25 protein-coding genes and 1 pseudogene are annotated in these 23,521 nt (G+C 55.5%); 12 read left to right on the top strand and 14 right to left on the bottom strand.

Annotated features, from left to right (window positions below; all coding sequences use genetic code 11):
- Nucleotides 1-62 precede the first annotated feature (62 nt).
- The 4 genes from IAE37_RS26070 to IAE37_RS26055 are packed head-to-tail and all read left to right on the top strand — an operon-like array spanning nt 63 to nt 3,898.
- Nucleotides 63-701, top strand: a complete 639-nt coding sequence (locus IAE37_RS26070; RefSeq protein WP_201178328.1) for an acyltransferase — start codon at nt 63-65, stop codon at nt 699-701.
- Nucleotides 655-1,905 carry a hypothetical protein gene (locus tag IAE37_RS26065; protein WP_201178327.1) on the top strand — a complete coding sequence of 417 codons (1,251 nt, stop codon included), beginning with the start codon at nt 655-657 and terminating at the stop codon, nt 1,903-1,905. Before IAE37_RS26070 ends, IAE37_RS26065 begins: the two co-directional genes overlap by 47 nt.
- Complete coding sequence (locus IAE37_RS26060; protein WP_201178326.1) at nt 1,893-3,014, top strand: DUF1972 domain-containing protein; 1,122 nt, start codon at nt 1,893-1,895, stop codon at nt 3,012-3,014. The genes IAE37_RS26065 and IAE37_RS26060 overlap by 13 nt, the downstream gene beginning before the upstream one ends.
- A gap of 2 nt (nt 3,015-3,016) precedes the next feature.
- On the top strand, nt 3,017-3,898 hold the full coding sequence (locus IAE37_RS26055; protein ID WP_201178325.1) for a formyltransferase family protein: 882 nt from the start codon (nt 3,017-3,019) through the stop codon (nt 3,896-3,898).
- Nucleotides 3,899-3,943: 45 nt separating this feature from the next.
- Here IAE37_RS26055 and IAE37_RS26050 read toward each other — a convergent pair whose 3' ends face one another.
- Nucleotides 3,944-5,191 carry an O-antigen ligase family protein gene (locus IAE37_RS26050; protein WP_201178324.1) on the bottom strand — a complete coding sequence of 416 codons (1,248 nt, stop codon included), beginning with the start codon at nt 5,189-5,191 and terminating at the stop codon, nt 3,944-3,946.
- On the bottom strand, nt 5,181-6,560 hold the full coding sequence (locus tag IAE37_RS26045; RefSeq protein WP_236410173.1) for an undecaprenyl-phosphate glucose phosphotransferase: 1,380 nt from the start codon (nt 6,558-6,560) through the stop codon (nt 5,181-5,183). The genes IAE37_RS26050 and IAE37_RS26045 overlap by 11 nt, the downstream gene beginning before the upstream one ends.
- Nucleotides 6,561-7,303: 743 nt before the next feature.
- Between IAE37_RS26045 and IAE37_RS28910 the strand changes: the two are divergent.
- Nucleotides 7,304-7,661: pseudogene (locus tag IAE37_RS28910) on the top strand (IS5/IS1182 family transposase); the annotation flags it as partial.
- 232 nt (nt 7,662-7,893) lie between these two features.
- Entirely contained in the window at nt 7,894-8,226 is a 333-nt protein-coding gene (locus IAE37_RS26040) for a ComEA family DNA-binding protein (protein ID WP_201178323.1), read from the top strand.
- 50 nt (nt 8,227-8,276) lie between these two features.
- On the opposite strand, the gene IAE37_RS26035 is transcribed toward IAE37_RS26040, so the two are convergent.
- Nucleotides 8,277-8,444, bottom strand: a complete 168-nt coding sequence (locus IAE37_RS26035) for a DUF2897 family protein (RefSeq protein ID WP_201178322.1) — start codon at nt 8,442-8,444, stop codon at nt 8,277-8,279.
- Between the two features lie 180 nt (nt 8,445-8,624).
- On the opposite strand from IAE37_RS26035, the gene pyrF reads away from it, so the two are divergent.
- Nucleotides 8,625-9,326: an orotidine-5'-phosphate decarboxylase gene (gene pyrF, locus IAE37_RS26030; protein ID WP_201178321.1), complete on the top strand. Its 702-nt coding sequence runs from the start codon at nt 8,625-8,627 to the stop codon at nt 9,324-9,326.
- A gap of 99 nt (nt 9,327-9,425) precedes the next feature.
- On the opposite strand, the gene IAE37_RS26025 is transcribed toward pyrF, so the two are convergent.
- Complete coding sequence (locus tag IAE37_RS26025; RefSeq protein WP_201178320.1) at nt 9,426-9,698, bottom strand: DUF3077 domain-containing protein; 273 nt, start codon at nt 9,696-9,698, stop codon at nt 9,426-9,428.
- Nucleotides 9,699-10,130: 432 nt separating this feature from the next.
- Entirely contained in the window at nt 10,131-10,853 is a 723-nt protein-coding gene (locus IAE37_RS26020; protein WP_236410172.1) for a lipopolysaccharide kinase InaA family protein, read from the bottom strand.
- Nucleotides 10,854-11,366: 513 nt separating this feature from the next.
- Between IAE37_RS26020 and IAE37_RS26015 the strand changes: the two genes are divergently transcribed.
- The 3 genes from IAE37_RS26015 (at nt 11,367) to IAE37_RS26005 (ending at nt 14,246) form a co-directional block, all read left to right on the top strand.
- A complete protein-coding gene (locus IAE37_RS26015; RefSeq protein ID WP_201178319.1) occupies nt 11,367-12,020 on the top strand; it encodes a glycosyltransferase family 25 protein in 654 nt (217 codons plus the stop codon).
- A gap of 474 nt (nt 12,021-12,494) precedes the next feature.
- Nucleotides 12,495-13,250, top strand: coding sequence for a lipopolysaccharide biosynthesis protein (locus tag IAE37_RS26010; protein WP_201178318.1), 756 nt, complete (start codon nt 12,495-12,497; stop codon nt 13,248-13,250).
- A 99-nt stretch (nt 13,251-13,349) separates the two neighbouring features.
- Complete coding sequence (locus IAE37_RS26005; protein ID WP_201178317.1) at nt 13,350-14,246, top strand: hypothetical protein; 897 nt, start codon at nt 13,350-13,352, stop codon at nt 14,244-14,246.
- Between the two features lie 191 nt (nt 14,247-14,437).
- Here the strand turns inward: IAE37_RS26005 and IAE37_RS26000 are convergent, their stop codons facing one another.
- Nucleotides 14,438-15,439, bottom strand: coding sequence for an NADP-dependent oxidoreductase (locus tag IAE37_RS26000; protein ID WP_201178316.1), 1,002 nt, complete (start codon nt 15,437-15,439; stop codon nt 14,438-14,440).
- Nucleotides 15,440-15,618: 179 nt separating this feature from the next.
- Entirely contained in the window at nt 15,619-16,809 is a 1,191-nt protein-coding gene (locus tag IAE37_RS25995) for a benzoate/H(+) symporter BenE family transporter (protein WP_201178315.1), read from the bottom strand.
- A gap of 142 nt (nt 16,810-16,951) precedes the next feature.
- Here IAE37_RS25995 and IAE37_RS25990 point away from each other — a divergent pair, with 142 nt between their 5' ends.
- The gene (locus IAE37_RS25990; protein ID WP_201178314.1) at nt 16,952-17,554 is read left to right on the top strand and encodes a glutathione S-transferase family protein; all 603 of its coding nucleotides are present in this window, start codon (nt 16,952-16,954) and stop codon (nt 17,552-17,554) included.
- A 107-nt stretch (nt 17,555-17,661) separates the two neighbouring features.
- On the opposite strand, the gene IAE37_RS25985 is transcribed toward IAE37_RS25990, so the two are convergent.
- From IAE37_RS25985 to IAE37_RS25965, 5 genes are all read right to left on the bottom strand, one after another.
- A complete protein-coding gene (locus IAE37_RS25985; protein WP_201178313.1) occupies nt 17,662-18,033 on the bottom strand; it encodes a glutaredoxin family protein in 372 nt (123 codons plus the stop codon).
- A 61-nt stretch (nt 18,034-18,094) separates the two neighbouring features.
- Nucleotides 18,095-18,640: a GTP cyclohydrolase I FolE gene (gene folE, locus IAE37_RS25980; protein ID WP_201178312.1), complete on the bottom strand. Its 546-nt coding sequence runs from the start codon at nt 18,638-18,640 to the stop codon at nt 18,095-18,097.
- Nucleotides 18,641-18,710: 70 nt separating this feature from the next.
- Entirely contained in the window at nt 18,711-19,271 is a 561-nt protein-coding gene (locus tag IAE37_RS25975) for a Smr/MutS family protein (protein WP_201178311.1), read from the bottom strand.
- A gap of 109 nt (nt 19,272-19,380) precedes the next feature.
- Complete coding sequence (locus IAE37_RS25970) at nt 19,381-19,701, bottom strand: hypothetical protein (protein ID WP_201178310.1); 321 nt, start codon at nt 19,699-19,701, stop codon at nt 19,381-19,383.
- 70 nt (nt 19,702-19,771) lie between these two features.
- Nucleotides 19,772-20,362 carry a cysteine hydrolase family protein gene (locus IAE37_RS25965; RefSeq protein ID WP_201178309.1) on the bottom strand — a complete coding sequence of 197 codons (591 nt, stop codon included), beginning with the start codon at nt 20,360-20,362 and terminating at the stop codon, nt 19,772-19,774.
- 179 nt (nt 20,363-20,541) lie between these two features.
- On the opposite strand from IAE37_RS25965, the gene prmB reads away from it, so the two are divergent.
- Nucleotides 20,542-21,450, top strand: a complete 909-nt coding sequence (gene prmB, locus IAE37_RS25960) for a 50S ribosomal protein L3 N(5)-glutamine methyltransferase (protein ID WP_201178308.1) — start codon at nt 20,542-20,544, stop codon at nt 21,448-21,450.
- Between the two features lie 76 nt (nt 21,451-21,526).
- Here prmB and IAE37_RS25955 read toward each other — a convergent pair whose 3' ends face one another.
- Nucleotides 21,527-22,315: a hypothetical protein gene (locus IAE37_RS25955; RefSeq protein ID WP_201178307.1), complete on the bottom strand. Its 789-nt coding sequence runs from the start codon at nt 22,313-22,315 to the stop codon at nt 21,527-21,529.
- Nucleotides 22,316-22,487: 172 nt separating this feature from the next.
- Nucleotides 22,488-23,450: an alpha/beta hydrolase gene (locus IAE37_RS25950; protein WP_201178306.1), complete on the bottom strand. Its 963-nt coding sequence runs from the start codon at nt 23,448-23,450 to the stop codon at nt 22,488-22,490.
- Between the last annotated feature and the right edge of the window lie 71 nt (nt 23,451-23,521).

The following is a 23,521-nucleotide window of genomic DNA, read 5'->3' as shown; positions in this document are numbered from 1 at the left end:
GGATATTGAATTTTCTTATTCGTAGGGTAAAACGAGATCCCTCATATAGTGTCGACTCTGGATTGAAAATCCGTTCAATTATAATCGTACTGTGCGACAAGTTTTTTTCCTTGCTCAGGGCATTGATTTTTAGTCCTTTCATGCGATCCTCAGAGTTCCCCTATTTTTGGGGTGCAAATACAGTAGTTAAGCACAAGCACCAATTATCGGTTGGGCGAGGATGTGTTATTGGTCAAAATGTGACTATAGATGCATTGTCTGTTGAAGGTATACGTCTAGGGAGAAACGTAGCGATTCCAGATTACACATTCATTAGATGTACAGGAGTGTTAGGGGATCTTGGTGTAGGTTTGGACATAGGTGACGACTCTGGTTTGGGGCATTTCAATTTCATAAATGCACAAGGTGGTATAAAAATTGGTCGAAAAGTAATTGTAGGTCCTCACGTGCGTTTTTTGTCTGAAAATCATATCTTTAGCGACATTGAAGTACCGATTAAAGAGCAAGGTGTTACCAGGGTAGGCATAGTCATAGAAGATAATGTTTGGATCGGTGCTGCGGCCTGTATTTTAGACGGGGTGAGGATTGGTAGCGGCTCGGTAATAGCAGCAGGGGCGGTTGTTAATCGCGACGTTCTTCCTAATACGATTGTAGGTGGATGCCCGGCTAAACTTATTAAAACCAGATCAAACGAATCTTGATGGGCGCGCTATGATATCAATACAGGGTACATCCTCAGCAAAGATGCCCTATTCTTTGTTGTTTTTTATTGTGGTCGTGTATTTTGTTGGATTTGTTTTTCAGATATTTGGCTGGCTATCTATAACTCAAACTAATGTGTTGGCGCTATTTCTTCTATTCTCATTTTTGTTTTTTAATGGTGCGTTGAGCTTTCGTTTAAAGAAACACACTATCAGTTTTTATATACTGTCAGTGCTTATGCTGGTGGTTGGAGTCATAAATGGTAGTGATTTTCTCGGCTTCTTGGTTTATATATATTATCTGGGTGCGGCTCTCGTCATGTTGAGTGCGGCTACACTAACTGCAGATAAAGGTTTTATAAGTGCGAGGAAGCTGGAGCGATTTCTACCATTCTATCTGATGGTTCAAATTTTAGTTTGTTCTATTCAAAAGACTATTCCCGATAAAATCTTAGATTTTTCGAAGACGCAGCTTTCAATCGAAGACACTGTGTCTGGAACTTTTTACCTAGCCTCTGATGCCAGTTTGGCTTTTTGTTGTATGCTTCTCAGTATTTTCTTTCTCTCATATCAAGGAGGGTTTGCTAGAAAGGCTTTAATTATTTTGTTGGGTACTGTAATCGTATTCCTTACTAACTCGAAAGCAATGCAATTGCTACATTTAATGGTACTGGTATCGGCAGTTGTGAGTGCCGTTGTACATAGACATCCCGCTCGTCGTATGGTGGTGTACGTTTGTGCCCTGCTAGTCGCTGTATGTATTTGCCTTGTCTTTCTTGATGACATTATAGTTGCTTGCGATGATGCGCTCTCAGTTTTGCATCATGCGTATGACCGTCGATTGAACGGGCCTGCAGCTCATCGCCTTGCTCCCTTTGGCGAGATTTTATTTGGGGATTTAAGTATTTTCGGTAGCGGATTTATAGCTTACTTCAATCCGATAGCGAAGACTTGGCTATATTATTCCGGGTTTAGTCTTTTTTACACCATTTATATTGATTGTGGTCTGGTAGGGTTGGCTGTTATATATGGCGGCTTTTTCTGGATTATTATGAAGAACTCTGTGTCTTTAGCGATGGGATGTATAACCTTTGCGGCTTTCTTTGCATTCTCAGTATTTAACTTCGCTCTAACAGACCTTTCGGTGCTTTTTACCCTGTTTATGATTCTTCGTCTATTAAGGAATAATCGATGCTCAAGTTGAGTATTTTAGGAATAAGGGGAGTCCCTGCAATGCATGGAGGTTTCGAAACCTTCGCTGAAAAACTCTCTCTATTTCTGGTTGAGAAAGGCTGGCGGGTAACTGTTTATTGTCACGAGGAAGGAGTAAAAGCAGATAGCATCTGGGAAACAGAGTGGAAAGGAATTCGCAGAGTGCATATTCCTGTGAGTCGAACAGGTGCGCTTGGAACTATAGTGTTTGACTTCTTGGCAACTAGGCATGCCCTTCGTGAGTCAGGTCTTTTCTTGACGTTGGGTTACAATACTGCACTTTTCAATTTGATGCAGCGGTTCAAAGGCCAAGTCAATGTGATAAATATGGACGGCATTGAATGGCGGCGGGAGAAATGGGGCGTCTTGGCCAAAACTTGGTTCTGGATTAACGAACGGCTAGGTTGCTGGGGTGGTAACCACCTAGTTGCTGACCATCCTGAGATCAAGGCGCATCTTGCGACGAGAGTGAACCAATCTAAAATCACCATGATCCCATATGGCGGTGATGATGTGTCCTCTGCTGATGAAAGTATTCTGTCGCAATTTGGATTAACCGCAGAAAATTACTCGATAATTATCGCCCGTCCAGAGCCTGAAAACTCTATTTTGGAAATGGTCCGGGCTTTTAGCTGCAAACCGAGGGGGCATAAATTACTAGTTCTTGGTAACTATAGTGCCGAGAACAACTCATACCATAGAAAGATCCTGGAGGCAGCAGGTGATGAAGTAATTTTCCCAGGTGCAATCTATGATTCGGCGATCGTTCAGTCTCTCCGTTTTTACGCGGCTTTTTATCTTCATGGGCACAAAGTTGGTGGCACAAACCCATCTTTGGTTGAAGCACTAGGGGCAGGTTGCGCAGTTATTGCACACGATAACAAGTTTAATAGGTGGGTTGCGGGTTCAAAAGCAGAGTATTTTAGTGATGAAAATGCATGTGCGAAACTCTTTGATACTCTACTTTCTAATAGAGAAAAAATTCAAATAATGAGTGAGGGTAGTAAAAAAGAGTTCAATAATCGATTTACCTGGATTGATATCCTTTCTCAATATGAGCGGTTATTGCTGAGTTGGGCAGAAAAGGCGGGGCGTAGCTAATTATGATACCCAAAGCCATCACGCTATTATTGATGACAGAGAAGGGCCTAGCGTTTGCTAAAAAAGCGCTAAGCGAGTACAGCGATTCAATTCAAAGTGTTGTCATAGGGCAAGACAGAGCAGTTGCCAATGACTATTCTTCCGACATAGCTTCACTTTGTGAGAAATATGGTGTTAATTACACCTTTCGCGAAGATAGCATGTTGATCACCTCGCAGTTTGTAATTGCAGTATCTTGGAGGTGGCTGATTGATCATCCCCAGGACAAGCTTATAGTGTTTCACGACTCGTTGCTTCCGCGATATAGGGGGTTCGCTCCTTTAGTCAATTCACTAATCAATGGCGAGCATGTTATTGGTGTCACCGCTCTTTTTGGAGCTGCGGAATATGACAAGGGGCAAATTATCACCCAAGAGTCCATCTCAATTTCTTATCCCATTACTGTCCATGAGGCCATAGAAAAGCTAACTAGCTGCTACATAGCTGCTGGAGATACAGTGCTTAAGCGCATTGCTGCGGGACTAAGCCTCGACTCTTATATTCAGGATGAGTCTAACGCTAGTTATAGTCTCTGGAGGGATGACAATGATTATAGAATAAACTGGTCAAAGTCTTCAGCGGAAATACGCCGTACGGTCGATGCGTTAGGGCACCCATTTAAGGGAGCATCTTGCCTTTTGAATGGGGAGCAATGTCGCATTCTTCAGGTTGAAGAGTGCGCGGATGTCAGAATCGAAAATCGTGACATTGGGAAAGTGATCTTCCTACGAGACATGTATCCAGTTGTCGTATGTGGGGTTGGGCTCCTCGTGATAAAGCAATGTTTCTCTGAAGCGGGAGTCGATCTATTGCCTCTAGCAAAGTTCCGCTCTCGGTTTGAGTGAGGATATTGTTGCTCCTATTTAGGAGCAACAACACAGACTCTTACTTCATTTCACTTTGCTGGTGCCGGATACAGCCAGTAGAAGAGCTACAGGGGTCCAGAATACTACCCAATAATCACCAGGGCGGGTATAGATCCGCTCCACGTCGGTGATCATTGCAACCAACGAAAATATGAGCACAGGTAAAGCGAGCTTCACCCATCTATTTTCTCGAAGGCTCCATGCTTTAATGAAAAGCAATGTCAATCCGGCGCTTAAAATTGTTAAGCTGACTATTCCACTATCGTAGATTTGCTGCAAGTAAAGACTGTGAGCGTGAGGGGATATAGCTCCGCCTTTGGGCCAATGATATTCGAATGGCGTACCGAGGCCGTGGCCCAAAAACCAGTGGCCTTGCATTTGCTCATAAAAGAACTGCCAAATGGGCCCGCGCCCCGATAGTTGGCGAGTTTGTAATTCTATCAAAAGTTGCGACCAGAACTTTACAATCAAACAGCATGCTGTGAATACAGATAGCGCTAATGCAAACCATGCTTTTTTACTGCGCTGTAACAAAACTAGCACAATAAAGCCGGCAGCTAGTGCGATCCAGGCTCCACGAGTGTAGGTTAGAAGGACGTATATAGCGAGCGTCGTGAATACTGCCCCCCAGATTATTGAAATAAGTGGGCGTGTGTTCTTGTCTATTGCTAAGTATAAGGCGTACAGCGCAATCGAACCGTGGAATATCCCAGCAGCGACTGGCCAGCCATAATCCGCATATCCGCCTAAACCAAGTTCTTGAAGACGATGTGATCTGTAACCTAATGGAATGTCAAGCACGCCGTATTGATAGAGTAGGGTTGCTAATGCTCCCACAAATACAGTTATTACGGCGGTAAATATAGATTTCCAGAGAAACTCTTGGTTGATATGGAATAAATAGTAAACTGCACCTAGGTACAGGGATATGAACAGGCCTCTTTTGGCAAGGGACCAGAAGTCAGCCTCTGTGTTCGTTGACCACAAACTACTTAGCCCAACCCAAGTTAGGAAAAGTATCCAAATAAAGTATTCTCTTGGAAATGAAAAGTCTCGATTTATATATTTCTTTGCAATTAAAAATAGCGTGGGTAGTAGCAATGTAATGTAAATTTGCGTATTTCTACCGCTGCCTGACGCAATCCATACCTTTCCAGAAATTAGAATGAAAATGCCGATCGCAAGTAGCCAGCCTATCACTGTAACTAGGCGACCATTGGGCTTGAGTCTTGATGATATTGACGCCATTGTGCTGCTCTGATCAAAAGGCATTTTTATGAATAAATCCTTTGGCGAACGTCTGAAATATAATCTTGAGGTCTAACCATAAGGACCAATTATCAATATACCACAGATCATGTTCGACTCGTTTTTGCATTTTCTCCAGTGTATCTGTTTCACCTCGGAAACCACTGACTTGAGCCCAACCTGTAATGCCAGGCTTGACCTTATGACGTTGCATGTATGATTCCACAAGGTCTTTGTAATACTCGTTGTGACTTAACGCATGTGGGCGGGGCCCAACGATTGACATCCTTCCCTGCAGTACATTAAAAAACTGCGGTAATTCATCAAGACTAGTTCGCCTTAAAAATGCGCCTACTTTCGTGATTCGGGCATCATTGCGCGACGCTTGAGTTACGCCATCTTCTTTATGAACATGCATGGATCTAAATTTGTAGACTTTAAATTTTTTGCCATTGAATCCCGTGCGATGTTGTTTGAAAAGTATTGGGCCTGGCGATGTGGTTCGAATTGCAATTGCAATTAAAATACATATTGGAATTATTATTAGGCTGATAATGCCTCCAATAAATAGATCTTCAGCGCGCTTTATCAATCGCGCAGGGCTATCCATTGGGCTGCAGCTTAAGTCGAGCGAGTAAAGTCCTGCAATATGGCTAACCCGGTGATTCAGCAGTGGAATATCACGGAGTTCCGGTATGAAGCGGACCGCAACGGTGTGATGTCGCAGTGCATACATAATTGAGCTTACGTCGCCGCCACGACTAAGGGGTAATGATATCCATACTTCATGTATCTTTTCTTCGTCGACTTTATTTACCAGAGTGGCGGTCCATTCCGAGACGCTGTCTATTTTCAGCGTCGAGGCTAAACTGAAGCCATCTTCTCTCAAGTCATTTTCTGTGTTTAGCTGGAAACTTGAATCATCATTTGAATGAACCAGCAAAACACTTTTCAGATTCATTCCGGAGCTTCGAATTTTTCGTAGTATCAGGTAAACACTTAGCCTCAGCAGTATGCATGCAGCTCCACCGACTACCAACATTGTACTAAACCAAATTCGTGAGTAATCCTCAGATACTTTCAAGAAAAAAGATAGAGATAATAAGATTCCTGCGGCGGATGCCCAACTAGCTACTAGGAAGCTCAATTGCCTCCGGAAGGAATGTCCTCGTTGGGAACCATAAGCACCTCCAATGGCAAGGCATAAGACAACTACAATTGCTGTCGTGGTAAGAGCGAAGCTGTATCTTCCAGTTGGTTCCGGGGTACCAAACCTGTAAAAATAAGAAAACACACCTGCAGCAAAAACTATAAGCATATCCATTATTGCGAAAAACAGCGGGACAGGGTACCGCTCTGCAAACGTTGGTTGGTATTTCGGCTTTAGTTGCATACGCTACTATTACTCCCGCCTTTAATACTGTTTTATTTTTACACCACTCCATGGTGAGGAGTAAGGTTGATCTGCTGGAGCGTTCTGCGCCTGTGTTCGGCTGGCAGGTTGCTAGCTCCGTGTGAAGACAAGGAGCATTGTAACCTAAATTTTGATGGTAGGGTCTATAAAAGTGCTTGCGGAGTCGGTATTTTTCCGCAAGCGTTAGCCTCGCGGATTTTGCTGCGTGGGTGCTAGATTCTCCCTCACTCATCCTTCAGCAACGAATAAACTCACCCGGTCTCGAATTTGCCAACATGATAGTTTGGTTACGAGTTCTGAGTGATTTAGATATCAGGCTGGTAAGTTTTCGACGACTCGGGGTTAATTGCAAAATTGTCTACTGCAAGCCAACCGATTTCAATATCAGACTTAGGCTGCATGTCGATCTTTTTACGGTTGTTTAATTTTTCGTGCGTTGCTAGTTTTGTGAGTTTATTCAGCGGGGCAGGAGATAACGAGAGATTGAATGGCTGTGTTTAAAGTAATAAAAAACAGTAAAACCAACTGCCGCATAATGAACACTGGGATTTTGCGAAGGGCTCCGCCATGGACGGTAATTCTATGATGGCAAAGCGCTGAGAACTCTTCGGGGAGGGTAGGGGGGTGGTCTCCTATCTCTATTTCGAAACCCATGGCCGAGGACGACGGCGCCTGAGCAAGCGCCTCCTCCGCTCTGGCGTTCAAACCTGTGACATCAGCCACTGGATGAAGTCAGCACTCCATCGAGCCAATGTGGCCGTCCGCCTAAACGCTGCAAATGATCGCTTGTCTAACCAGGGCTACAGCACCGAAGTGTTGCGTCGCTACTGCGACCGATATCGAATGCAGCCTGTCATGCCGCTGCGCCCACTGAAGCCCAGGCCCGGACTTGGCTTACCCAGACTGTTTGATCGACCGTTAATACCGGCGGCGCAAAATAATTGAGCGCATGTTTGGCTGGCTCAAAGAGGACCTCAGGATTGGGACACGCTTTGACAAGGTTGCGAAAAGCTATTTGCCAAGGCCTCACAAGCTTGCTCCCTGCAGTGTTTGCGACGATTTTTATCGTTGAGATGGTAGGGGATATGAGTGCATGGCCGATGTGCTGGACACGACAAATTTTCCTAATTTCGAAGTTTTTTCCACCGAGGTCGTCAGTAGTTTTACCTGAGCGGATTGCAACACATCGTGACGTCTAATCCGGTAACCATTCCATTGCTCTGAACACTAGGAGAATGGTCTGTGAAGCGCTAGTTTGAGGTGGCAGCCAGGTGCTGCCGCGTTCAAACATCAAATCACAGGAGTGACTATCATGTGTAAGGCCACTATAAGAAATCTACTACTTCCGCTCATAGCTAGTTTATCGTTTTCTCTCAGCGCAGCGACAGTGAAAGAAATCGAACCGGAGGAGCCGGTACCAGTGGTCAACCCACTGCAAGCCTCATCAGGGAAATTGAACCTGAACACCGCAGATGCACTGACCTTGCAAAGAGAATTGATCGGCATTGGCAAGGCCAAAGCTGAGGCTATCGTGGCTTATCGGGAGACACACGGGCCATTCGCTTCTGTAGATGAACTGCTAGAGATCAAGGGGATAGGTAACGCATTGCTGGAACGAAACCGCAACGCGCTGGTAGTGGAGTAGGGTAATCACCCGGGGCGGCCAACTGCCTGCCCCGGTCTCACCTCTCAGGCTTACCTATCTTGCGCATCCTTGGCATCCGCCTCAGCATTGCGCTCATGCACCTTACGCAGCTGCTCTTCAGTCAACGGCAGCTTCTTAGCTGTTTCTCTTAGCATCATCAAGCCTCCGACAATCGAGCCAAGGGCTATGATGAGTATCAGCCATGCATACCAAGGCATTGTCGTTCTCCAATCAGTTGTCAGGCTTCGCCTGTACGAATTTTGAGCTATCCCTCCGCTCGTTGGTTCAATTATAGGACTGGTGACCGACCACACCAATTCCGATGACCCACGGCCCCCAAACCCCGCCCCACATCGTTTACAATGCGCGCCGTTCAAGACTTGCCAAGAGACCCGCCCATGTCCGCCTGCCAGACGCCCCTGATCGTCGCCCTCGATTTCCCCACCCGTGACGCAGCCCTGAAGCTGGCTGACCAGCTCGATCCAGCCCTGTGCCGGGTCAAGGTTGGCAAGGAGCTGTTCACCAGCAGCGCTTCGGGCATTGTCGAAACCCTCTGCGACAAAGGTTTCGAAGTCTTCCTCGACCTCAAATTCCACGATATCCCCAACACGACGGCGATGGCGGTCCAAGCTGCAGCCGAGATGGGCGTGTGGATGGTCAACGTTCACTGCTCCGGCGGCCTGCGCATGATGTCGGCTTGCCGGGAAGTGCTGGCCAAGCGTAGCGGGCCGCAGCCGCTGCTGATCGGTGTGACTGTGCTGACCAGCATGGAGCGTGAAGACCTGGCTGGTATCGGCCTCGACGTCGATCCCCAGGAACAGGTGCTGCGCTTGGCTGCCCTGGCAGAGAAGGCGGGCATGGATGGGTTGGTGTGCTCTGCTCTGGAGGCGCCTGCGTTGAAGGCTGCGCATCCTTCGTTGCAGTTGGTGACTCCAGGTATTCGTCCGGCTGGCAGTGCTCAAGACGATCAGCGCCGTATTCTGACACCGCGTCAGGCATTGGATGCTGGGTCGGACTACCTGGTGATCGGGCGCCCGATCAGCCAGGCGGCGGACCCTGCCCAGGCATTGGCAGCTGTGGTAGCAGAAATTCGCGCGTAATCGGCGGGGTGCCGATTTAGCAGGGGAGGGGCCGGCTTTGAATGTCGGCCCTTTTTCTTAGAGGCGTCCCCGCACATTACCCCTAGCTTGTGCGTGCAGCTAAATCAGCCGGTTCTTGGCGATCTCCACATCATTCATCAGCGCTTTGGCCAGCATGCTCAGATAGTCCGCGGCGCCGAGCAATTTGTGGTTGTCTTCCATGTCGCCTTCGCGCACCAGGTGTTTGATGTAGCCCAGCAAGATGGATACCTGATCGTACGCAACGTCGATGGGGATCCCCGGCTGAACGCGCAGAAGGTTTCTTGGAGGGTTGCCCACATCCAGAAAGGTTTCTACGCCGGCTGTGCAGATGGTTTTCCTCTCTTCGCTCATGGTGTCAGCCTTTCCCTCGGCGGGATGGCATAGAGCGGAGGTTTAGGTGGGGCGTAGAGTGGTGGGTCGGGTACGATTTTCGTTTTCATGTTGTTAATCCTTATTCGATGAAAGCCCCGGCACCTAGACCTTTCTCACGGATTTAGGTGGCGGCCGCACACGGGGTGAGAAACCGAGCGAATAAGGAAACCCGGCCAGACCGAAGCCTGCCCGTGTACGACCACCATGACAGCGTCCACTTATTCGTCATCGGGTTCTCACACCCGGTCACCAGCTACTGGTGACCCAGGAACGTTATCCATGGGGTACTGGCCCGACAACATCGAAACTTCAGCGGCGAGCGTAGGATAGATCTGAAGCTACTTCTTTTGAACTGATTGGTCTCAGTTTAAGAAAATTCCTATCCTGGGGGCCCGCAGCAACAAGCCTGTCTTACCCTTCGCTTTCCACTATCCCATGAGTAAAAATCGCTCGCCGTTCCAGGCGGCCGATCTTTTCATGCTTGGCCGCCCCATAGACTCGGTCGAAGTCAGCACGCCGCACCTCAGGAAACCACTTGGCTAGCCCGCGCTCTACGGCAGCATCGTAATCCGCTTCAGTAATGTACCGGTAGATTTCCCGGTAATAGAAAAAGCCGAACTGGAAACCCAGCGTCTCATTCAGGTAGTCGGTCGCTTCTGAAAAGCTGTTTTCCAAGTCGATGGCCTGGGCCTTGCCGCTTTTGGGAAGCATCACGTTCGCCGCCCAAAGGTCCATGTGGGTGATGCCTTGGCTATGCAATGCGTGCAGAAGCTCGAACGTCGCTTCGATGACCTGGTGAATCGCCTCGGGCTCCGCTCTGACCTTTGTCAGCCCGTCGACATGATCGGTCAGCAGTTCAGTGATGAGGAAGACATCCTCAATCAGGCCAAGCTTCGAGCGACGATAGCCGAAGCCTTCGAGCTTGGGGACAGGGGCACCTCGACGGGCGGCCTCGCGGGTGTTGATGAGTTCCTCGAGCGACCAGTCGTACATCCCGTTGCGCTTCGGGTTGCCGCGTTGCACCCGCCATCTTTTTTTCAGCGAGTCGAGTCGCTCACGTTTGGTGAACAGCTTGCTGATGGCGCAGTCGAGCGGTGCACTGACCCGCTTGGACCTCGTCCGTTGCTCGATCATGGACTCGAAAGCTTGGCGGGTATGTGGCGCAATCGGGGACTGCAAATGCAGTGTGGTGCCACGGTGCTGCAAGGTATGTGGGTACTCGTCGTTCCACAATTCTTTACTACCTACCACCACGTCTCATCCTTGTAGTGTCAAAACGCCATTTAGCCGTGCGGATGGTACGTTTTTTTACATATTTTTCACAAGCCTTTCACAACTGCTATTGGTCGGGTCATCAGGCCTGAGGAGGTTCGGTCGCCACGGGGTGGCAATCGGTCCGTCAGGACGCGATTCATCACGTAAACCTCGGTTCTGACCGCGCGATTCAGGCGTTTCGTAAATGACGACAGGCTCGGGTAGTGGCAAAATATGATCAATCTGAGCGAGACCTTCTGTGTGAGCTAGCCCTGTCCGACAGGCTGGCTATGCCTACAGAACAGGGGGCTAACCTCCACAACTTGTTGTTCAACAGCAAAGCCAAGTTTCAGAGACAACGACATTATCAGTGTCGTTATTAGTGAGATAATTGTGTCAAAAATAAAATTTGATGTTGATTCAGTTCGCTGTATTTCACTTGAAAGCAGAGCCGACCGACGTGAACTATTTGAAAAGAATGTAGCAGCGCTGATCGAAAATAAGGTCCTTTTCCATGTCGTGGAAAAGAATAGCGATCCTAAACGTGGCTGCTATGAGTCTCATCAGCAACTTGCCCAATATGCATTGGATAACGGCTTGAGCAGTATCTTGATCTTCGAAGATGATGTGATGCCCTACGTGCTCAAGGCATCACGCATCCGTTGGGTCAATCGATTCCTGCGTGCAGGCAATTTCGAAGCGTTGCACCTGGGATATTCGATGGGGCGCACATGGCTGACTTGGTTCCCCTTCATTGCTCGGGGCAGGGTGGTTGCACTACATGCTTATGTATTATCCCGCGAAGGCTGCAAGATTCTGGTGGAGACGCCATATGACGGCACGCCCGTCGATGTAGTTTTCAAGCGCAAGATCAAGCAGCATTGCGTGTTCCCTATGATGTTTCGCCAATACGCGGCTTCAGTTACCAGCAGCGATCTTGAGCATGTGGTGTGCAATGAGGATGCGTGGTGGGAGCGTAACTGGCAAAAGCACCTCCGTTCGCCGTTAAAAAATTTCTGGCGGACGATGCTTCGCTTGGGTTTCTGAAAATCCATCAACCAGCCCATCATGGTTATGGGCATTTCGATGGCGATTGCTAGTCGCAGCGCCATCGGGCCCGCGAGGGCCACTCGCACCGATCACCCCCGTGTTCGCCAATGGCACACCGGCGCACCTCTTCTCCATCCCTACCAGGTAGCTCTGCTGAGCCCCATTCAGTATTTCAAACGCCTTCAGATTAATCTGACTACCTTTCGTCTGAATTCTGATCTTGTGTAAAGTTTTGTTAACTTTTGCTTATTAGCGTTGAGCATCCGCAAATTATTGTCGATCCTGTCGAGAACTATCGTGCTGCGGCGAAATCATATTAGATCGCCAGCAGTTCACGCAGTGTGATGAGTTAACCTGGGTGAAGGCGGCGTTTTATCGATATATGTATGCTCGTGCTTGTCCTGTGCATCAGCCGCCGGAGGCAAAGTGACAGTAGTTAGTATCAAAAGGCCATCGAGGCACTGTTCGGTCATGGACTTTTCTGCGTGCCGCGGTATTGCCAAAGGGCCTGTTTTCATCGTCGCTTCGGGGGCTTCATCGAAGCATTTTCCGCTGCTGCGCTTCGCCGATATCCCGATGATCACGCTCAATGGTGCGATCTCGATGTTCCATGACAACGATGTCAGCCCTTACTTCTACGTCTGCACTGACACCGGTTTTCCGCGCCAGCAGCCCGATCTGTATGCGCACGCTTTGCGCTTGAGTCAGCGTTTGGCCATCTGGCCGCATGAGGTCGAGACCTTGCCTGCTGCTACCGGCGCCGAGGTCTATCAACTTAACAAAGCTCCCCGCTCGAATTTCTATCAGGCCGCATTCAACACACAGCCGGAGTTGGTACGCAGCCGCGCTTTCTGGGATAGCCGCTCGCGGACCTTGGGGTTCAGCAAGGACCTTTCCCAGGGCTATTTCGATGCCCGGACAGTGGCCTATGCCGCATTGCAAATCGCTTATCATCTTGGGTTCAATCAGGTCTTCCTGGTTGGGGTAGACCTCGATCAATCCGTTGGGCGTTTCTACGAGACGCCCGGCAGAGCTGTTTCGCCATGCGGACTGGACGATGCCTACGAGCGGCGTATCCTTCCGTCACTGAAACTCATGGCTGATCGGGTTGTGGGCGAGCATTTCGCCGTTTATAACCTGTCACCTACCTCGCGTATTCCGGACTCGGTCATTCCGAAGATCTCTGTCAATGAAGTGGAAGCCATGATGTTCTCCTGCAGTGCCTAGCCATCCCATAACGAGAGCACCTGCGCCGGCGTCAGGCGCCTGGAGGCCCATCGCGTGACGGTCTATTTTCTGGGCTGGAAAGCCCATTACGAACAGATAATGATCGAACAGCTTGCGCAGGCGCACCCTGTGCGCATGTTCAGGGTCCCGTCCTACGCCCGGCGTTTCGTGCGCCTGGCTAGGGCTCTTGGTGGGGCGGTACCGCTGTTGAAATGGCTCGGCAAGTGGGCCTGTTCGGCCAACGGCGCCACGCCCAACGACCTGCTGGTGTGCAATGAAGGCCAGCTCAAGCGTGGGCGGCAGTTGCACCTGGTTACCGCGTTTCCCGGCAAGCGGGTGTTGTTGATACGGGATCTGGTCGATGCGGACTTCGTCGAGCGCATGCGTCCGTTGTTCGATCGCATCTACAGCTACGACCCGGTGCAGTGCGAGCGCCTGGGGATGGAGCATCTGGAGCAGTTCTTCCCGTTCGATATCGAGGATGCCCGGCAGTCGCCGGTGGCGCAGCCCGATAACCAGCAAAAGCCGCTGTGTTTCTTCCTGGGACGCGACAAAGGCCGGGCGCAGCGCCTGGAGTCGTTGGCCGGGGAGCTGAGTGCGCAGGGCTGTGACCTGGACTTTCTGATCGTTCGCGACGATACCTCGCGCACGCCTTGTCGTTACCACGTTGGCGCGGTGCTGTCGTATGAGGACAACCTGGCCAGGGCCAAGGCCTGTGATGTGTTGGTGGAGATCAATCAGCCAGGGCAGAGTGGGCTGACGTTACGGCCGTTGGAGGCTGCGTTTTTCGACAAGAAGCTGATTACCGATAACAAGCGGGTGAGGGATACGGCGTTCTATCACCCTGATCGGTTTTATGTGCTCGGGGATGAACAGCGCGATTTACAGGGGTTTCTGGCCAGCAGGGCACCGGTTGTGGCGCCGGATGCGTTGCGTAAGCACAGCCCGGCTGGGTTGATGGATCGGCTGTTGGAAGTGGCGGGCAGTGCCCGATAGCTCTGCTTGGTCGGTGTAGGAGCGGCCTTGTGCCGCGATGGGTTGCGCAGCAGCCCTCCGGCCGCAGGTTAGGCGGGATTTTCGTTGGGGCCGCTGCGCAGCCCATCGCGGCGCAAGGCCGCTCCTACAGGGCCTCGCGCCGGGTTCGAAATCGGGGCTGTGCGGCAGGCGCAACCGGGGTTGAGGGAGGCTCAGACCTTCAGCACCAGCTTGCCGAAATTTTCGCCGTTGAAGAGCTTCAGCAGAGTCTCAGGAAACGTCTCCAACCCCTCAACCACGTCTTCCTTGCTTTTCACCTGCCCACTGGCCAACCACCCAGCCATCTCCTGCGCCGCCTTGCCATAATCCTTGGCATGGTCCATCACCACGAACCCTTCCATCCGCGCCCGATTGACCAGCAGCGCCAGGTAATTGGTCGGCCCCTTCACTGTTTCCTTGTTGTTGTACTGGCTGATCGCCCCGCAAATCACGATCCGCGCCTTGAAGTTGATACGGGTCAGCACCGCATCGAGGATCTCGCCGCCAACGTTGTCGAAGTACACATCCACCCCCTTGGGGCACTCGCGCTTCAACCCGGCCAGCACATCCTCGGCCTTGTAGTCGATCACCCCATCGAAGCCCAGCTCATCTTTCAGGTACTGGCACTTCTCGGCCCCACCGGCAATGCCCACCACATGGCAGCCCTTGATCTTGGCGATCTGCCCGACGATGCTGCCCACGGCGCCGGCAGCACCGGAAATCACCACGGTCTCACCGGCCTTGGGCTGGCCCACTTCCAGCAGCGCGAAATAGGCGGTCATGCCGGTCATGCCCAGGGCAGACAGGTAGCGGGGCAGCGGGGCGAGCTTGGGGTCGATCTTGTACAGGCCCTGGGGGGCGCCGGTGAAGTAGTCCTGCACGCCCAATGGGCCGTTGACGTGGTCACCTGGCTTGAAGTCCGGATGCTTGGAGGCGACGACTTCGCCTACGCCCAGTGCGCGCATCACGTCGCCCAGGCCGACCGGGGGGATGTAGGACTTGCCTTCGTTCATCCAGCCGCGCATGGCGGGGTCCAGGGACAAGTACAGGTTGCGGACCTGGACCTGGCCTTCGGCAGGCTCGGCGGCGGGGACAGTTTCGAAGGTGAAGTCATCGCGGCGCACGGCGCCGACGGGGCGTTTGCTGAGCAGGAAGCGGCGGTTGGTCTGGGTCATGGCGGGTCCTCGGGAGGGCTGGCAAGGTAGTTGGCGTCAATCTACCTTGCTGATGCTGGTCGGTGGTTAAAATCACTGACGAGCATGTTAGCCCAACCGTGGGGGTGATGATGGCGCCGTACCCTGTGCTGGGGGAGGTGCATGTCTTGAGGTTTGGAGTGTGGTGGATATCGAGCCCACTACGCCCGTCGTGGATTCAAAATCATCAACGCCAAAACCCCCGCCACAATCCCCCAGAACGCCGACCCCACCGAGAACAGCGTCAACCCCGAAGCCGTCACCATGAAGGTGATCACCGCCGCTTCGCGCTCCCGCGGCTCGCTCATCGCCACGCTCAACCCGTTCATGATCGAGCCGAACAACGCCAGTGCGGCGATCGACAGCACCAGTTCCTTCGGCAGCGCGGCAAACAACGCCGCCAAGGTGGCGCCGAAGGTGCCGGCGACGCCGTAGAAAATCCCGCACCAGACGGCGGCCGTATAGCGCTTGGCCGGGTCTTCATGGGCATGCGGCCCGGTGCAGATCGCCGCGCTGATCGCCGCCAGGTTGACGCCGTGCGAGCCGAACGGCGCCAGCAGCAGCGATGCCAACCCGGTGGTGGAGATCAGCGGCGAGGCCGGCACCTGGTAGCCATCGGCGCGCAGCACGGCCACACCCGGCATGTTCTGCGAGGTCATCGCCACCACGAACAGCGGAATCCCGATACTGATGGTGGCCCCCAGCGAGAAGCTCGGCGTGGTCCATACCGGCTTGGCCACCTCCAGGTGGAAGCCGCTGAAATCGAGCAGCCCCAAGGCGCCCGACAGTGCCGTGCCGACCAGCAGCGCGGCCAGCACGCAGTAGCGCGGCGACAGGCGCTTGACCACCAGGTAGGTGAAGAACATGCCCAGTACCAGCAGCGTGCGGTGCTGGGCTGCAACGAAGATCTCGCTACCGATCTTGAACAGGATGCCGGCCAGCAGCGCCGAGGCCAACGAGGCGGGAATGCGCTTGACCAGGCGCTCGAAGCTGCCGGTCACACCGCAGATCAGCACCAGCACCGCACAGGTGATGTACGCGCCGATGGCCTCGCCATAGCTGACGCCGCCAAGGCTGGTGATCAGCAGCGCCGCGCCCGGGGTCGACCAGGCCACGGTGACGGGCGTGCGGTAGCGCAGCGACAGGCCGATGCTGCACACCGCCATGCCGATCGACAGCGCCCAAATCCACGATGAGATCTGCGCGCTGGTCAGGCCTGCGGCCTGGCCGGCCTGGAACATCAGCACCAGCGAGCTGGTGTAGCCGGTGAGCATGGCGATGAAGCCGGCGACCACCGCCGACGGGGAGCTGTCTGCCAGGGGCCGCAGGGGTGCGGAGGTGGCATCGGTCATTGGAAAATCCTTGTAGAGGTGTAAGCAGTTTTTTCAGCCTAACGCGCAGGTGGGCGTTCCTTGCCATACAGCGGGTATTGCATTTGGCCGTACAGTTGCCACTATGGGGCACGATCAGTGCAACTGCACGAGGGGAGGGGTGATGTACAAGGTCTATGGGGATTACCAGTCGGGCAACTGCTACAAGGTCAAGCTGATGCTGTCCTTGCTCGGCCAGCCGTATGAATGGCAGCCGGTGGACATTCTCAAGGGCGAAACCGAAACGCCTGAGTTCCTGGCCATGAACCCCAACGGCAAGGTGCCGGTGCTGCAGCTCGAAGACGGTTCGTACCTGTGGGAGTCCAACGCCATTCTCAACTACCTGGCCGATGGCAGCGAGTACCTGCCCAGCGAGCCGCGGCTGCGCACCCAGGTGCTGCAGTGGCAGTTCTTCGAGCAGTACAGCCACGAGCCGTACATTGCCGTGGCGCGGTTCATCCAGTTCTACCTGGGGCTGCCGGACGCGCGGGTGGAGGAGTACCGCAAGCTGCACAAGGGCGGGTACAAGGCGCTGAAGGTGATGGAGCGGCAGTTGCAGATGACGCCGTACCTAGTGGGGGACCAGTATTCGATCGCCGATGTGGCGCTGTATGCCTACACCCATGTGGCACATCAGGGTGGCTTCGACCTGGCGGATTACCCGGCAGTGCGGGCTTGGTTGGCCAGGGTGGCCAGCCATCCGCGGCATGTGCCGATGGTGGAGTAGGCCTGCACCGGCCTGTTCGCGGGTGAACCCGCTCCTACAGGGAGCGGTGTCGTACCTGTAGGAGCGGGTTCACCCGCGAAAGGGCCCGCTCTGGCAACGCCCCTCTATCAGGCCGTCGCGAACCGCTTGTCCAGGTAGGCAATGATGTCTTTGGACTCGTACATCCAAGTCACCTGGCCGTCTTCCTCGATGCGCAGGCAAGGCACCTTCACCCGCCCACCACCTTCGAGCAGCGCCTGGCGGTGCACCGGGTCGTTCTTGGCATCGCGCAACGCCACCGGTACGTTCAACCGATGCAGGTTGCGGCGGGTCTTCACGCAGAACGGGCAGGCATGGAACTGGTACAGCGCCAGGCTTTTGGCCGCTTCGTCAACCCGCGCCTGGGCAGCGGCGTCGCGTTTCTGCTTGGCCGGGCGGCTGATCCAGTCGCCGAACACGATGAGCTGGCCGAGGCCGACCCGCAGGGCTTTGACGATCATGGCTTCACACTCCTGAAATAAAAAGCCGACCCCAGGGGGCCGGCTCGGGGTCACGCGCCGATCACTTGATCAGGCTGAGGAACTCGGCACGGGTCGAGGCGTTTTCGCGGAACTCGCCCAGCATCACCGAGGTGAGCATGGTCGAATTCTGCTTCTCGACGCCGCGCATCATCATGCACATGTGCTTGGCTTCGATCACCACCGCCACGCCAGCGGCACCGGTGACCTGCTGCACGGCCTCGGCGATCTGGCGGCTGAGGTTTTCCTGGATTTGCAGGCGGCGGGCGAACATGTCGACGATCCTCGCGACCTTGGACAGGCCCAGCACCTTGCCCTTGGGCAGGTAGGCCACGTGGGCCTTGCCGATGAACGGCAGCATGTGGTGTTCGCACATCGAGTACAGCTCGATGTCCCGGACCAGCACCATCTCGCTGTTGTCGGAGGTGAACAGCGCGCCGTTGGTGACTTCTTCCAGCGTCTGCTCGTAACCGCGGCAAAGGTACTTCATCGCCTTTGCAGCCCGCTTGGGCGTGTCGAGCAGGCCCTCACGGGAGACGTCCTCGCCAATCTGGCTGAGGATCTCGGTGTAGTTCTGTTCCAGGGACATTGATCTACCTGTTGGAAAAATCGCAAATAAGGAAGGTTACGGCGGCAACGGCGGCGCTGCAAGCGCGGCGTTACTCGTCGCGGCCTTCCATCATGGTTCGCTTGAGCATCACGTACACCGCGCCGGTGCCGCCGTGGCGTGCCTGGCACGAGGTAAACCCTAGCACTTGCGGGTGCTGGCGCAGCCAGGTGTTGACGTGGCTCTTGATCATCGGCCGCTTGCCATCGAGGCGGGCGGCCTTGCCGTGGGTGACGCGCACGCAGCGTACTTCGAGCTTGGTGGCCTCGGCAATGAACGCCCAGAGGGTCTCGCGGGCCTTCTCCACGCTCATGCCGTGCAGGTCGAGGCTGCCCTCGAACGGGATCTGCCCGAGCTTGAGCTTGCGCAACTGGGTTTCCTGCACGCCGTCCCGGCGCCACATCAACTCATCCTCGGCGCCCACGTCGATCACGAACTGGTCGGACAAGCCGTCGATCACCAGGGTCTGGTCGCTGCGCACCGTCGCCGCCTGGCGCAGGCCGGCGAGCTGCTTGCGATCGGTCTTGGCTTTGCCGACATCGGCCCGGTCGTGCTTGATCGGCTTGACGCCGCGCACTTCGGCGTGGAATAGGGAAAAGTCGTCGTCTTGCATGATGCCTCCGCTAGGGCGGCGTAGTTTACGCGAACGGTCCCGGCGCGTCAGCGGTTGTGTGGCAATGCGGTCGCGTGTCTGTGCAGGTCAGTCCAGAGGCATGCGCAGGTCAATCATGTTTCTTCATCAAATGCGGCGACAAATTCAACTCGCGCCCACGGCGCAGGCGGATGCGGCTCCGGCGCCAGAAGCGCACACCCAGGTACAGCATCAACAACCCCACCACCGTCACCACCGCAGCCATCGGCCGGTTGGCATTGAGGTCGGCCAGGGCTTCATAGTTGCCCAGCAGGCCGGACACGCCGGCCATCGCCAGCAGTACGCCCAGCGTGGCGAGCAGGGCGGACAGGCCGGCGGCCAGGCGTGCGCCCCAGTTGCGCGGTTCGCGCGGGCGCAGGCGCTTGGCGTCGAAACTGCCTTTGATCTTCATTCCGATTTCCTCGTTGGACATCAGGAATTCGACCTGTGGCCGGCCCGCGGGTTCCCTCTGGCAGGTGCGCTCAGATCAGGCTGGCGGTCGGGGCGACGCAGGCGAAGTTGTCGGCCATCACGGCCATTTCACACGCATGGATCTGTGCGGCCGGGATCACCTTGTCCTTGAAGGCCAGGTCGCGGGTCGCCGAGGCGTCTTCCACCAGGGTACAGCGATAACCATAGTCCTTGGCCCGGCGCACGGTGGTGCTGACGCTGGAATGGCTCATGAAACCGCAGACGATCAGGTCCAGGTGGCCGAGCGCCTGCAAGGTCTCGTGCAACTGGGTGTTCTTGAAGGCGTTGGGCATGCGTTTTTCGATGACGTGCTCGCCCTCATGCGGCTCGAGGCCTGGGATGAACTGGCCAGCCGCGCCCTGCGGGTCGAAGCGCCCGCCGACGGTGCCGAGGTGGCGAACATGGATGATCGGGCGGCCCGCCTTGCGAGCAGCTTCGAGCAACCGGGCGATGTTGGCCACGGCCTCGTCCATGCCCGACAATTGCAGAGGACCGCTGAGGTACTCTTTCTGCGCATCGATGATGATCAGGCTGGCTTGGCTCAGCTTGGCCGGCGGGTAGTCGCGGCCAGTGAGGCGGAACATCGTGGTTGGAACGGACATCAAGGGCTCCTTGGAAGGGCTTTTGTGGCTCTATTGTCCCTTGCCTTGGCGCCAATGGGAATGGTTGACATCGAAAGTGGCGTAGTTACTGGCCTGTGGCTATCCGCCGGGGAATCCCGGCGAAGATTTGTGGCGGTTGGGCTGTTAGACTTTTGTACGGTCTGAATTAGGAGTACCCCGTGATCACATCCCGTCTGCGCACGCTGCGCGACCATATCCGCTGGGCGGTCAGCCGCTTCCATGAGCACGAGCTGTTCTTCGGCCACGGTGCCGACAATGCCTGGGACGAAGCCCGCCTGCTGGTGCTGGGCGCCGTGCACCTGCCATGGGAGGTGGCCGACAGCTACCTGGATTGCGCGCTCGAGGACGATGAGCGGGTCCGCCTGCAGCACCTGCTCAAGCGCCGCATCGAAGAGCGCGTGCCCACCGCCTACCTGCTGGGCGAGGCGTGGTTCTGCGGCATGTCGTTCGTGGTCGACGAGCGTGTGCTGGTGCCGCGTTCGCCCATTGGCGAGCTGATCGAGAAGCGCTTCGAGCCGTGGCTGGCGAGCGAGCCGGCGCGCATTCTCGACCTGTGCACCGGTTCGGGCTGCATCGGTATCGTTGCGGCCGACGTGTTCCCGGAGGCCGAGGTGGTGCTGGCCGACCTGTCGTTCGACGCGCTTGAGGTAGCCAACCGGAACATCGAGCGCCATGGCCTCGAAGAGCGCGTGTACACCGTGCAGGGTGATGGTTTCGCCGGCCTGCCGGGGCAGCGTTTCGACCTGATCCTGTCGAATCCGCCGTATGTCGATGCCGAGGATTTCGGCGACATGCCGGCCGAGTATCACCACGAGCCGGAGCTGGGCCTGGCCTGTGGCAACGATGGCCTGGACCTGGTGCGGCGGATGCTGGCCGAGGCTGCCGACCACCTGACCGAGAAGGGCTTGATGATCGTCGAGGTGGGCAACAGCCAGGTGCACGTCGAGGCGCTGTACCCTGAGGTGGATTTTGCCTGGCTGGAGTTCGAGCGGGGCGGGCATGGGGTGTTCATGCTGAGTGCCGAGCAGTGCCGGCAGCATCAGGAGTTGTTCAAGGCGCGGGTCTGATCGGAAACCGAGGGCCGCTTTGCGGCCCTTCGCGGCACGAGGCCGCTTCTACAGAGGATGTGCGCGGGGCCGCCGGCTACCGCAACGCCACCCACACGAACAACCCCACCTGGAACAGCACGAACGCGACCAGGCAGGTGATGGTGAACCGCAGCCCGGTATCCTCCCGCTGATACTTGGCCACGCGCTCGTCGCGCTCGCGCAGCTGTGCTTCCTTCTCCATCAGATGCTGGTCAGCCTGCTGCAGCATGTGCGCCGCATCGAGCATGTCCACGCGCTGCACCTTCTCGCTGTTCCAGCCCCCCTTGAGCTGGCCTACCGTGGTCTCGACCGTGCGCCCCTTGAGGTGCAGCGGGTCGGCGTATTCCACTTCGATGCCTGTGGCGCGCAGGAACTGGTCGCGGCGCAGGCGCGAGTCTTCGTTCAACGCATCCTTGCTCGCCAGGGCCATGCCGTCGACCTGGTAATGCGGCCAGCGGCGCTGCAGCCATTGCACGGCTTGCGCCATCAGGTAGCGGCCCAGGCCGCGGTTGAGCGGCTCCAGTTGCAGGCCCCCGTCGCCGCCGATGCGCACCCGGTGTTCGGCATGATCGACGCGCACGTCCAGTTGGTTCTGTTCCTTGCGGGTTTTCTGCCCCGGCAGGCGGATTTCCATGCGCAGCAGGCTGTGGGACTTGTCGTTGCGCTCGGCATGGCCGAACTGCACGAAGCGCACGGGGCGGGCGCCGCTGTTGCGGTCGGTGGGCAAGGGGGCCAGGCGTAGCAACTGGAAGTGTTCGGCGGTCAGGTCATCCCAGGGCAGCGGGGCGCTGTCCGGGGTTTGCGGCTCTTCGGCCGGTTCTACGGCGGCGGGGGCTTCGGTCATCAGGGCTGTCCTTCGAGGGGAGGGCGGTATGGGGGCGCCAAGCGGGCCCCAAAACCCCCACAGAAAAAATAAATTCACAAATTTATGAAAAAACACCGCGGTATGGGGCCGCAAAGCGGCCCCAATCACCGCCAATACCCCCTTTATCGGCAGCCTTGAGCGAAATTTGAGCTCACGCCGAAGGCAATTGCTGAATGAAGCTGACAATCCGCTCACCCAGCTCCCGGGCCAGCGGCAGTTCCGGGTTGAGGTAGCTGTCGCGCTGTTGGCTCATGTCCTTGGGGCTGATGCGCAGCATGTGGTTCATGCCGTCGATCAATACCAGCTGCGCATCGGGCTTGGCAGCCTTGAGCCGCTCGGCATCGGCCACGTCCACCTGCACGTCGTTGCGGCCCTGCACGATCAGCGCAGGCATGGGCAACTGGGCGAAGGCCTGCGCCGGGTTCTGCCGGAACAATGAGATCAGGTAGGGCTGCACGCTGGGGCGGAACACCTGGCGCAAGGGTGCAGGCACATCCAGGCTGGTCTGCCCGCCCTGCAAGCGGTCGAGCAGGGCGCTGCCCTTGGCCAGTTGTGCTGGCGGCAGGCGTTCGGCCAGTTGCTCGCGCACCACCTCGGCCATTGGCCGGCCGCTGCCGGCCAGGGTGATCACCGCGCTGGCGCCGGCCTGTTCGGCGGCCAGGCTGGCGATCAGCGCGCCTTCGCTATGGCCGATCAGGATCAGCGGGCCGAAGCGCGGATCGGCCTTGAGCTTGCGGCTCCAGGCCACCACGTCGGCGACGTAGCGTTCCACGCTCAGGTCGCGCTCATCGGGTGTGGCCGGCTGGCTGGCGGCCACGCCGCGCTTGTCGTAGCGCACGCTGGCGATGTGCGCATCGGCCAGCAACAGGGCCAGGCGCTTGAGGTTGTCGACCCGGCCGGCCCCCGGGTTGTTGCCATCGCGGTCGGTGGGGCCGGAGCCGGCGATGATCAGCACCACCGGTGGCGGCGTGGCCTGCTGCGGCAACAGCAGGCTGCCATGCAGTACGCCCTGGCCGGTGTCCAGGTCGATGGGGCGGTGCAGCACGGTGGGGGCGGCGGCCTGGGCCAGGCCGGTGCAGAGCAGGAGGAAGAAGGCGACGAGGCGCGACATCATTGGGGTACTACATGGGGAGATGAGGTTTGGACAGGGGGATTGGGTGAAGGTTCTGGGGGTCGGCGGACGTG

Source organism: Pseudomonas sp. S31, assembly GCF_016648105.1.
Classification (GTDB): Bacteria; Pseudomonadota; Gammaproteobacteria; order Pseudomonadales; family Pseudomonadaceae; genus Aquipseudomonas.
The sequence above is the reverse complement of the archived record's forward strand: the minus strand, read 5'-3'. Positions and strand labels throughout refer to the sequence as shown.

Excerpts from the sequence above, each read along its gene's own strand:
- IAE37_RS26045 (WP_236410173.1), bottom strand. The coding sequence starts at position 6,560 with ATGCAACTAAAGCCGAAATACCAACCAACGTTTGCAGAGCGGTACCCT.
- IAE37_RS25985 (WP_201178313.1), bottom strand. The coding sequence starts at position 18,033 with ATGATCGTCAAAGCCCTGCGGGTCGGCCTCGGCCAGCTCATCGTGTTC.
- IAE37_RS26050 (WP_201178324.1), bottom strand. The coding sequence starts at position 5,191 with ATGCCTTTTGATCAGAGCAGCACAATGGCGTCAATATCATCAAGACTC.
- pyrF (WP_201178321.1), top strand. The coding sequence starts at position 8,625 with ATGTCCGCCTGCCAGACGCCCCTGATCGTCGCCCTCGATTTCCCCACC.
- IAE37_RS26035 (WP_201178322.1), bottom strand. The coding sequence starts at position 8,444 with ATGCCTTGGTATGCATGGCTGATACTCATCATAGCCCTTGGCTCGATT.
- IAE37_RS25950 (WP_201178306.1), bottom strand. The coding sequence starts at position 23,450 with ATGATGTCGCGCCTCGTCGCCTTCTTCCTCCTGCTCTGCACCGGCCTG.
- folE (WP_201178312.1), bottom strand. The coding sequence starts at position 18,640 with ATGTCCCTGGAACAGAACTACACCGAGATCCTCAGCCAGATTGGCGAG.
- IAE37_RS25995 (WP_201178315.1), bottom strand. The coding sequence starts at position 16,809 with ATGACCGATGCCACCTCCGCACCCCTGCGGCCCCTGGCAGACAGCTCC.
- IAE37_RS26025 (WP_201178320.1), bottom strand. The coding sequence starts at position 9,698 with ATGAGCGAAGAGAGGAAAACCATCTGCACAGCCGGCGTAGAAACCTTT.
- IAE37_RS25990 (WP_201178314.1), top strand. The coding sequence starts at position 16,952 with ATGTACAAGGTCTATGGGGATTACCAGTCGGGCAACTGCTACAAGGTC.
- IAE37_RS26040 (WP_201178323.1), top strand. The coding sequence starts at position 7,894 with ATGTGTAAGGCCACTATAAGAAATCTACTACTTCCGCTCATAGCTAGT.
- IAE37_RS26020 (WP_236410172.1), bottom strand. The coding sequence starts at position 10,853 with ATGATCGAGCAACGGACGAGGTCCAAGCGGGTCAGTGCACCGCTCGAC.
- IAE37_RS25970 (WP_201178310.1), bottom strand. The coding sequence starts at position 19,701 with ATGAAGATCAAAGGCAGTTTCGACGCCAAGCGCCTGCGCCCGCGCGAA.
- IAE37_RS26005 (WP_201178317.1), top strand. The coding sequence starts at position 13,350 with ATGATCGAACAGCTTGCGCAGGCGCACCCTGTGCGCATGTTCAGGGTC.
- IAE37_RS26055 (WP_201178325.1), top strand. The coding sequence starts at position 3,017 with ATGATACCCAAAGCCATCACGCTATTATTGATGACAGAGAAGGGCCTA.
- IAE37_RS25955 (WP_201178307.1), bottom strand. The coding sequence starts at position 22,315 with ATGACCGAAGCCCCCGCCGCCGTAGAACCGGCCGAAGAGCCGCAAACC.
- IAE37_RS26000 (WP_201178316.1), bottom strand. The coding sequence starts at position 15,439 with ATGACCCAGACCAACCGCCGCTTCCTGCTCAGCAAACGCCCCGTCGGC.
- IAE37_RS25965 (WP_201178309.1), bottom strand. The coding sequence starts at position 20,362 with ATGTCCGTTCCAACCACGATGTTCCGCCTCACTGGCCGCGACTACCCG.
- IAE37_RS25975 (WP_201178311.1), bottom strand. The coding sequence starts at position 19,271 with ATGCAAGACGACGACTTTTCCCTATTCCACGCCGAAGTGCGCGGCGTC.
- IAE37_RS26010 (WP_201178318.1), top strand. The coding sequence starts at position 12,495 with ATGGACTTTTCTGCGTGCCGCGGTATTGCCAAAGGGCCTGTTTTCATC.
- IAE37_RS26060 (WP_201178326.1), top strand. The coding sequence starts at position 1,893 with ATGCTCAAGTTGAGTATTTTAGGAATAAGGGGAGTCCCTGCAATGCAT.